Genomic DNA, 6,770 nt, shown 5'->3' with positions numbered 1-6,770 from the left:
GTACCCGTACTGGGTGTCGTTACCTGTGCGCCAGCAGGCGAACTCATCAGTATGGCTGAAATAGTAGTAGCAATGATGCTGGCACTGAGTAATCCGATCGAAGATGATTTTTGCATTGAGTTAAGAACTCCTGTAGGCTCTGAGTGGTAATTTTTGTGGTTGTCTACCAAACGTCGATCGCGATCGCAATCGTTTGCATGACTGTTTATTAATCTAACTGCGGTAGTTATTAAAAAACTCTGTCTTAAGTACCATGTAAAAAAAAGCTAGGTAGTCCTAAAGGTGTAGGGATAGAATGTGAATTCAAATCTATCCCAACTTCTTGGGTAAATGATATGGTACTAACAACGAGCAAATCGACTAGTGTATAGCGAAGCGATCGCACCAATCTAATTTAGATCTGGATGTTAGATTTACCCATTCAATTGCTAACCGAATTACCGCTGATTTTAGCTGGGCCGATCCTGCGTCGCACGACATCGGATGCAGTCACAGTTTGGGTTGCTTTGAAGGCAGCTTGTCAAGTCACACTGGAAGTTTTCGCCACGGTGGATAATGGCAACCAAATCGGTGGTCTGGTGCGATCGGGCAGTCGAGATACGATCTCTATCGGCGCACATCTGCATATCGTTGCGGTTACGGCAGATCTGGGTGATGAAATATTAACAGCCGATCGAGTCTATGCCTACGATCTGACATTTCGCGCGCGGGAGTCGCCGATTGCCAATGCTCCGGCGGAGATCTCGCTCCAACAGGCACTGGCGGCTCCGAATACTCCGAATGCAAATATTAGCTATTTTGCACATCAGTATCCGACTTTTGTCCTGCCAGCCGATCGGCTAGCAGATCTGCGGATCGTGCATGGTTCCTGTCGCAAACCGCACGGGGATGGTTTTGATGCCTTGCCAATGCTCGATCAGCTCCTGGCCGCATCGGCACAAATTCCCTCACAACGTCCCCAGCAACTCTTATTTACTGGCGACCAAATTTATGGAGATGACGTTGCCGAGCCACTGTTTTGCCTGGCTAGTCATCTCAGTGAGCTGCTGCTAGGGTGGACGGAACGATTGCCGATATCCGAGAATTGCGTGCCCGATCGAATCGAGGATCTGCCGATAACTGAATTCTATCGTGGCGATCGATCCGAAGTCGCCACCGATGTCGCTGGCTTTACGGCTGGATTAAACGGTCGTCACCATAAGGTTGTCAATCATTTATTTAGTTTAGGTGAATATTGTGCTGTCTATTTGCTGGCATGGTCGCCCACGTGTTGGCCGCAAACTTGGCCGGCTGGTGCTGCGCTAACTACCGATCGACAGGCTGCAAAGCGGTGGGATCGGCAAGTGCAGCAGTTAGCGCAGTTTCGCGATGGATTGGCGAGCGTGCGTCGTGCCCTAGCCAATATCCCGCTCTATACGATCTTTGACGACCATGAAGTCAGCGACGATTGGAATCTCAATCAGGCTTGGTGTCTACGGGTATTGGGTCAATCTTTGGGCAGGCATGTCGTCCAAAACGCGCTGCTAGCTTATGCAGTATTTCAAGGTTGGGGGAACACACCCGATCGATTTGCAGTAGGTACAGCGGGTGGCAAACTTCTAGCTGCGGCGCAAATCTGGTCGATGAGTGGGGGCACGGATGCAGCGGCACATGCCGAGATTGCCCGACTGGTGGGTATGCCCCAACTCGACTCAACGGGATCACCCAAATTTGTCCGGAATGGGGCAGTATCGAGCCTCGATCGCGATCCTGAGGCGATCGCGTGGCATTATACGATCGAGAGTAATTGTCACGAAATCTTAGTTTTGGATACCCGCACCTGGCGGGGGTACGATCTCACTCGATCGCCGATCGATCCGCCGATGTTATTATCTCCCACAGCCTTCGATCGCCAATTAACCCAGCCGCTCCAAGCCAGTGCGGCCACCGCCGCATCCAGACAAACATTTATCGTCGCACCGACCAATCTATTTAGTTTAGAGATTATCGATTGCATCCAGCACTACGCACGCGATCGCTATGCGGCAGATCCACCACCCCACGCCCGGATCTTTGCTAATGATGTCGGGGATAGCTGGAATATCCATACCCTCGCCCTGGCAAGACTTTTAACCACCCTCTTTGCCGATCGCGATCGCGTTGTGGTGTTATCTGGAGATATTCATGCTGGTACAGTGGCACGCTTATCCCACCATCAGCTTGCAACCAATTCCACATCCATCCTCGTGCAACTAACTGCCAGTGCTTTCAAAAATGAGGAAATCAAGACCAAACTAGCGCACACGCGGTTAAAGGATTTGTTCTTAACCGAACCAGTTCGCCACTCGATCGGCTGGAACCATCCCCCTCAAATGTTGACGTTCCGACGATTTTTGACACCTCGCTCCGATCTGCCACAATCTCACGACTGGAAATGTACCCTCGAATGGATGCCTCGCAATCGGGCAACCCTCCCAGCGATTCTCCAAAGGAGAGGCTACGCCAACGAGAACGCGCCACAATTTAGCGATCGACTCGTTTCTTCGCCTGGAACTTCTACAAATTTCCAACTCCACCAATGGCTAGATCGATTGCCGTGGTGGAACTCTCGCCGGTTTCAAGATGGTCGAGAAGTCGTGGGTGTCAATAATTTGGCGGTGGTACAGTTACAAGACTCGTCGATCATTCAAGATCTCTATTGGCGATCTCCCTGGCTACCAAATCAAATCGTCTTCAGTCGCTTTGTTGCCCAGTTGATAGTGAATAGTGAATAGTGAATAGTGAATAGTGAATAGCGTTGAGATCGACACAGCGATCTAGAACCCGTCCCAATCCAGTGCAGATAAGAACGCTCCTCTCCCTTTGCGTCCTTTGCGGTACCCACTAACAACCTCACCCCAACACCAAAAACCTTCGCGTCCTTTGTCTTGATGCGCTAAACCGTCGGGGAACCCGACGAGCGCGCATCGCTGCGTTAAAAAATCTTCTCCTTAGTAACTAGAGATCGACCATTTGCATCATCGCCGCCGGATATCGATCGCCAGCAGCCGCACCTTTAGGTAGAATCGCATCAATAAGATCGAGTTCAGCACTAGTTAATTTCACGTCCAACGCACCCAGATTTTCCAGCAAATAGGAAACCCGCTTAGTACCAGGAATCGGTACAAGATCTTCACCTTGCTGGAGCAACCAGGCGATCGCCAATTGAGCGGGCGTACAACTTTTCGCTTCCGCCATCTGCTGCACCTGTGCCACCAAATCCAAATTGCGCCCAAAATTCTCCCCCTGAAATCGCGGTGAGACGCGTCGCCAGTCGTTTGGTTCTAAATCATCAAAAGTTTTAATTTGCCCAGTTAGAAAGCCTCGTCCAAGCGGACTCCATGGCACAAACCCGATCTGAAGTTCCCGACAAGTCGGTAATATTTCCGCCTCGACATCCCGACTCCAGAGTGAATATTCGCTTTGCAAAGCGGCGATTGGATGTACCGCATGAGCGCGGCGGATTGTCCGGGCGGATGCCTCTGATAAGCCCAGGAACCGGACTTTACCCTCTCGAACTAACTCCGCCATCGCCCCAATTGTCTCTTCAATTGGCGTCTGCGGATCGACCCGATGTTGATAATATAAATCGATCGTCTCTACGCCCAACCTTTTGAGGCTGTCTTCGCAAGCCGATCGCACATATTCGGGACGACCATTGACGGGGATGGTATAGCCACCTTGACTGACATCGCTCAACCCAAATTTGGTGGCAATAACGACGCGATCGCGTCGATCGCCAATTGCCTTACCGATCAGCGTTTCATTGTGTCCCTTACCATAAGCATCAGCCGTATCGAGGAACGTGCAACCCAGATCGATCGATTGGTGAATGGTGTTGATCGATTCAGCCTCGTCCGCAGCCCCATATACTCCCGACATCCCCATACAGCCCAAACCTAGAGCCGAAACTACCAGTCCGCGATCGCCCAGTTTGCGAGTTTGCATATTTTGGCTCTCCTGTAAGTCCTTTCAGTTAAGGTAACTGTTTGGCAGGACAGAAATCAACATAGTCGATCCTCAGCCCAATCCCAATCGCTTAGTTAATTGATAGCCTAATAAGATCCCGACGATCGCCCCGATAATGCTAAAGATAATCCCCATTAAAGATAGCGAATCTTCACCCCAAATACTCGGAATATAACTTCCTAACACAGTGCCAGAAAAAGATCCTACACCCATTGCCAATCCCATAAATTTAGTCATTTTCCTACACCCTGTGAGAAGATCGCTCAGATCTCTAGAGTGCCCCGATCGAGGGGAAAAGCTTGCCACCGCTAAGATTTACCAAAAAACAACAAATGTTGCTGGGGTAAAACGCTGTCATTTTTGAGCAACTTTAGTCCCACGGCATTCAATTCGCGCTGGATCTGTTTTTGAGTAGTTTTATGATGCGGCTTGATAAAAACCTTGGGATCTTCACCCCGACATTCTGTCAAAACCACCCGTCCGCCTGGTTTGAGTGCCGATACAATTCCGGTCATCATTTCCTGGGGATAACTAAATTCATGATAAGCATCGACCATAATTGCCAGATCGATACTGCCTGGAGATAATTCGGGGCTTTGTTCGGTACCCAATCGCGGTTGAATATTGGCGATCTTGCTGGTTTGAATCCGCCGCTTCAATAACGCCACCATTTCCGGTTGCACATCGACTGCCAGTACGTTGCCATCTGGCACCTGTCGCGCTAGCAACTGTGAAATATAGCCAGTACCCGCACCAATATCGGCAACAATATCTGTCGCTTTTAGCCCGAGCGCAGTAACCATTTTTTGAGGCTGCTCCTCCGTCGCGCGATCGCTACGTTCTAGCCAGCCAGCTCCTTGGTGCCCCATCACCTGGGCAATTTCACGACTCATGTAGACTTTACCAGTCCCGTCAAAGCTGGGCTGGCGATAACTGTAATATTTAGATTGAAGCAGTGCCATGCTGGACGGCACGGCAATTTGCCAACAAATTAGGCCAGTAATTAGCACTTTGAAGAGGTTTTTGATACGCATCGATATTATTAAAATTTGGCAACCACTAGAACAGATCGAGCTTCATTATAAAAGCGATCGATTGGTAAGTGTGCTCGAACAGCCGATCGACAGCTCATTTACCAAACTTCTATAGATATACAGCACTTGCCAAACTTACAAAGTCCGATCTCTCCCCGCTGCTCAACTAGTAACGTACTTCATAGTAAAGGAAAGTGTTATATTTCGATTAAATCGATCGAATCGATCGTGCATAATGTCTCCCGCTCCGCCCAATTAAAGTAAATGCGAAGTCAAAACCCGAACTCAGCTTAGTTCAGTTACCTCACAGCCAACTACACACCAAAATCGCAACCATCGCGGAGGTTTTATGTCATTCAAGTCTTATCTGTTTGGTTCTTTATCGATCGCTACTGCTGTTTTGGGACTTCCCAACATTGCCGCCGCCGAAAATATTTACGCCGTTCGTGCTGACAATGGGATTGTTTATCAAGTCGATTTAGACGATCGCCTGGAATCTACGACTGACTCCGGCTGGAGACATGTATCATTCTGGCTGAGCACGACAGCAGATGCCAAAAAATATCGCGCGATCGCCTCCTGCAATCCCTACCAAGTCAAGTCAGATGCCTACGATATGGACTGGTTGCCGAATGGCGGTGGTTATCCCGCCGGCACTGTGGCTGGCGAAATTGCTAGACTCGCCTGTGACAGTTAACCTCAGTTTTCCCAGTCACAGATCTCAAGATTGCGCTCCACTTGGCGATCGGCTGGCATCAGCTAGCATCAAAATCTTACATCTTCTGACGATCCCAAACCTTGCATCTCCAGGATCGCACTATCCTTCCAGATTGATCGCCAGTCTATAAATTAGCCATGATTGCTAAGATAACAATATAGTCAGCATAGGTTTAGAAGTTCATGCAAGCAGAATACCGCCAGCGTCGGGAACAGTTAATGGCAAAAATTGGCAATGGCACCGCGATATTTGGCAGCGCGCCCATGGCTACCATGCACAACGATGTCGAATACGTCTATCGCCAAGAGAGTGACTTCTACTACCTGACTGGCTTCAACGAACCCCACGCCGTCGCCGTCATCGCCCCCCACCACGACGAACACAAATTTATCCTCTTCGTTCAACCCAAAGAACGCGACAAAGAAATCTGGACAGGATACCGCGTCGGTGTCGATGCTGCCAAAGAGAAATACGGTGCAGACGAAGCCTATTTAATTAGCGAACTCGACGAAAAACTCCCCCAATATCTCGAAAAAGGGGACAAAATCTATTACCACATGGGGCGCGACGAGCAGCTCAATCATAAAGTCATCACCCACTGGCAAAGACTCCTCCGTTCCTATGGTAAACGCGGCACGGGGCCAGTCGCGATCGAAGATCCATTCCTCACCCTTCACCCCCTGCGGCAGGTTAAAAGTCCCGCCGAGCTAGATTTAATGCGCGAAGCCGCTCGGATTGCCGCCCTCGCCCACGCACGCGCCCGCGACATCGCCAAACCAGGCGTCAAAGAATCGGAAATCGAAGCCGAAATCGAATACATCTTCCGCAAAAACGGTGCCATGGGCGTAGCCTATCCCTCAATTGTCGCCTCCGGCTCTAATGCCTGCATTCTCCACTATATCGACAACAACAGCACCCTCCAAGACGGCGACTTACTACTCATCGACGCTGGTTGCTCCGTTGGCTATTACAACTCCGATGTCACCCGTACCTTCCCCGTCAACGGCAAATTTACCACCGAACAAAAAATC

General features: G+C 49.9%; 6 protein-coding genes. 3 read left to right on the top strand and 3 right to left on the bottom strand.

All coding sequences use genetic code 11. The features are described 5' to 3' along the window. Positions 1–404: 404 nt before the first annotated feature. The gene (locus RMO27_RS02640) at positions 405–2,753 is read left to right on the top strand and encodes a PhoD-like phosphatase (protein WP_309728796.1); all 2,349 of its coding nucleotides are present in this window, start codon (positions 405–407) and stop codon (positions 2,751–2,753) included. Between the two features lie 223 nt (positions 2,754–2,976). Here RMO27_RS02640 and RMO27_RS02635 read toward each other — a convergent pair whose 3' ends face one another. From RMO27_RS02635 to RMO27_RS02625, 3 genes are all read right to left on the bottom strand, one after another. Beyond that, entirely contained in the window at positions 2,977–3,966 is a 990-nt protein-coding gene (locus RMO27_RS02635) for an aldo/keto reductase (protein ID WP_309728794.1), read from the bottom strand. A gap of 72 nt (positions 3,967–4,038) precedes the next feature. Beyond that, positions 4,039–4,224 carry a hypothetical protein gene (locus RMO27_RS02630; RefSeq protein ID WP_309728792.1) on the bottom strand — a complete coding sequence of 62 codons (186 nt, stop codon included), beginning with the start codon at positions 4,222–4,224 and terminating at the stop codon, positions 4,039–4,041. Positions 4,225–4,295: 71 nt separating this feature from the next. Continuing rightward, complete coding sequence (locus RMO27_RS02625) at positions 4,296–5,021, bottom strand: class I SAM-dependent methyltransferase (protein WP_309728790.1); 726 nt, start codon at positions 5,019–5,021, stop codon at positions 4,296–4,298. A gap of 349 nt (positions 5,022–5,370) precedes the next feature. Here RMO27_RS02625 and RMO27_RS02620 point away from each other — a divergent pair, with 349 nt between their 5' ends. Next, complete coding sequence (locus tag RMO27_RS02620; protein WP_309728788.1) at positions 5,371–5,718, top strand: hypothetical protein; 348 nt, start codon at positions 5,371–5,373, stop codon at positions 5,716–5,718. Between the two features lie 203 nt (positions 5,719–5,921). After that, on the top strand, positions 5,922–6,770 hold an 849-nt coding region (locus RMO27_RS02615; RefSeq protein ID WP_309728785.1), incomplete at its 3' end, for an aminopeptidase P N-terminal domain-containing protein.

The sequence above is a fragment of the Chamaesiphon sp. OTE_75_metabat_556 genome (assembly GCF_031378165.1).
GTDB lineage: Bacteria > Cyanobacteriota > Cyanobacteriia > Cyanobacteriales > Chamaesiphonaceae > Chamaesiphon.
Note: the sequence above shows the minus strand (reverse complement) of the source record. Positions and strands in the feature narration are given on the sequence as shown.